The sequence below is a fragment of the Micromonospora maritima genome, from assembly GCF_902825405.1.
Lineage (GTDB): Bacteria > Actinomycetota > Actinomycetes > Mycobacteriales > Micromonosporaceae > Micromonospora > Micromonospora maritima.
In genome coordinates, this window is the sequence record NZ_CADEAU010000682.1 from 1 (window position 1) to 2,404 (window position 2,404).

The following is a 2,404-nucleotide window of genomic DNA, read 5'->3' on the forward strand; positions in this document are numbered from 1 at the left end:
AGGGCGAGCACCTGCTGCGCCCACATCCGGTCGGCGATCCCGACGGCGCGGACCGGGCCGGGCAGCGCGGCGCGGACCAGCGGCCACGGGTCGTCGCCGTCGGCGTGGTCGACGATGCGGAAGCCGGTGCCGGGGGCAGCCTCGGCGTCGGGGCGTTCCAGCACCGGCACGACGAGCGTCGGTTCCCCGTCGACGGGCAGCACCAGGCAGGTCAGGCGCTCGCTCTCGCGTGCGTCGTAGCCGGTCAGCCAGCGCAGGTCGGAGCCGGGAGTCAGCAGCAGCGCGTCCAGGCCCGCCGCCGCGGTGGCGCGCCGCGCCGCGGACAGTCGTCCGGCCGGGTACAGCTCCTCGGTTCCCACACCCGAAGCTTAACGGTCGTTCGGGCGACGGCGGGAGTCCGGCCGGCGCTCAGTCGCCGACCGCCCGCCCGGCCTCGATCTTGGTCAACCCGGACGCCTGAAGCAACTCGTTGACCACGATGAACACCTGCGACGCCACGATCGTGCCGGAGAAACCCAGTTCCTCGGCGCGGGCCCGGCGGGCCGACGCGGCGGCGTCCAGCGCGCGGGCGCGGGCGATCTCCGGCGTACGGCCGGCCAGGAAGTCGCGGTGCAGCAGCCGCAGCGACTGCCCGAACGTCTCGATCGCGGTCGGCAGGTCCGGTGGCACCGGCTCCCGGGCGTCCAGCAGCGCGACCACCCGGCGCACCATGTTGCGGCTGTTGGTGAACGCCAGCTCCAGGTGCGCGGAGGCGTGCTCGTAGCGGCGAAGCTGCGTGCGCCGCCGCCACCGCCACGGCGACAGCGACGCCACCTCCCGCGCCGCGGCGACGATCTCCGTGGTCTGCTTCCGCTCCGCCTCGGCCGCGTGCAGGCGCTGCAACGCCGCGTCCGCCCGCCCCGGATCGCCGGCGGCGAGCGCCTGCGCGGCAGCGGTGAGCTGGTTGGCGAACAGGTCGAGGGTGGGACCGGCGGCGCGGTGCACCACCCGCACCGGGTTCAGCGGCAACAGCAGCAGCGCCACCACCACCGCGATGCCGCCTCCGATCAGCGCGTTCGCGGTACGCGGCACGGCCAGGTCCGGCGCGGTGGGCTCGACGCTGCCCAGCAGGACGGCGGTGCTGCCGGCCTGCACCATCACCGCGCCGCTGCCCCGGAAGATCACCGCCACCGAGATGGCCACCGCGACCACCAGCCCGGTCTGCACCGGCCCCGAGCCGATCACCGCGATGATCAGGTCGCCGACCAGCACGCCGAGGACCACGCCGGCGAGCAGCTCGGCGGTGCGGCGCACCCGGTTCCCGATCGCCGCCGCGATGGTGCCGACCGCGGCGGCGGGCGCGAACAGCGGCTGCGGATTGTGCAGCAGCGTGTTGGCCACGTACCAGGACAGCCCGGCCGCCACCCCGGCCTGGAGGGCCACGATGAAGTACTGGCGCAACCGCTCGTACGCCTCCCGGGCGTGGCGACGCGCGGCCGGCGCGACGCCTGTCACCGCGACGCCCGACCGTCCGGGCGCCCCGGGCGGGCGGGCACGGGCGCGGTCATCCCGCCCTCTACCCGGCAGCGACCCCGGTAGTCCCGTCCCGTCGCGCCCGGCGTCGTCCTGTCGTACCGGTGGGCCATGATCCTTGTCGTCACAGCGGCACGGGTCACGGGCCGGCGACGGCGGTCCGGCGTGCCCGGAGCCGGTCGCCGGCGGGGAGGTCGGAACGATGACGGAGGCGACGGACGCCTCGTGGCGGCATCGCAGCGTGCTGCGGGTGGCGCCACCGGCGCGGGCGCGCAAGCTGGCCAAGGTGCCCTTCGTGGAGCTGGCCGACGGGCGACTGCAGGGGGTGGTGTCCAGCGGTTCCGACGTGGAGCGGGTCTACGTCTCCTCGATCGCCGCCGGCAGCCACGCGGTCAACTGCAGCACCAACAACAACCGGCCCTGCGGCGGCCTGCGCGGCAGCCTGCTCTGCAAGCACCTGCACGCGCTGGCCGACGAGGCCGTGCTCCAGTACGGCACCGAACAGGTGGCCCGCTACCTGCGCATCGACGCCGGCGACGGGGCCGACAGCGGCAGCGACCTGCTGGCCCGCACCGACGCCCGGCACGAGCCCGGCCCGGCGGCGGTGGTGTTCAGCCGCTTCCTGCGCCACCTGGCCTACCTGGAGGTCCCGGCGAGCACCACGGCGGTGCCCGAGCTGCACTGGTTCCCGGCCACGGCGGGGGTGCGCTGATGCTCGCCGCCCACCTCGCCCGGCTCACCGACGGGGAGCTCCCGGGCCTGGCCGAGACGCTCGCCGTGGTCGACGGCGTCGACGACGCGCTCACCCGCGGCCTGGCCCGGATGAGCGAGCCGGACGCCGCCGCCTGGGCCGCGCTGGCCGGCGCGGTCGCCGGCACCCCGCTGGCCGACC

3 protein-coding genes and 1 pseudogene are annotated in these 2,404 nt (G+C 76.0%); 2 read left to right on the plus strand and 2 right to left on the minus strand.

Annotated features, from left to right (window positions below):
- The coding region (locus HUW36_RS30995; RefSeq protein ID WP_174531329.1) for an aminopeptidase P family N-terminal domain-containing protein at positions 1 to 359 on the minus strand (359 nt) is incomplete at its 3' end.
- A gap of 49 nt (positions 360 to 408) precedes the next feature.
- A complete protein-coding gene (locus HUW36_RS31000; RefSeq protein WP_246248410.1) occupies positions 409 to 1,494 on the minus strand; it encodes an FUSC family protein in 1,086 nt (361 codons plus the stop codon).
- Positions 1,495 to 1,753: 259 nt separating this feature from the next.
- Between HUW36_RS31000 and HUW36_RS31005 the strand changes: the two genes are divergently transcribed.
- Both HUW36_RS31005 and HUW36_RS31010 read left to right on the plus strand, forming a co-directional pair.
- Positions 1,754 to 2,224, plus strand: a complete 471-nt coding sequence (locus tag HUW36_RS31005; RefSeq protein WP_174531330.1) for a hypothetical protein — start codon at positions 1,754 to 1,756, stop codon at positions 2,222 to 2,224.
- A pseudogene (locus HUW36_RS31010) lies at positions 2,224 to 2,404 on the plus strand (hypothetical protein); the annotation flags it as partial. The gene HUW36_RS31005 and the pseudogene HUW36_RS31010, both read left to right, overlap by 1 nt.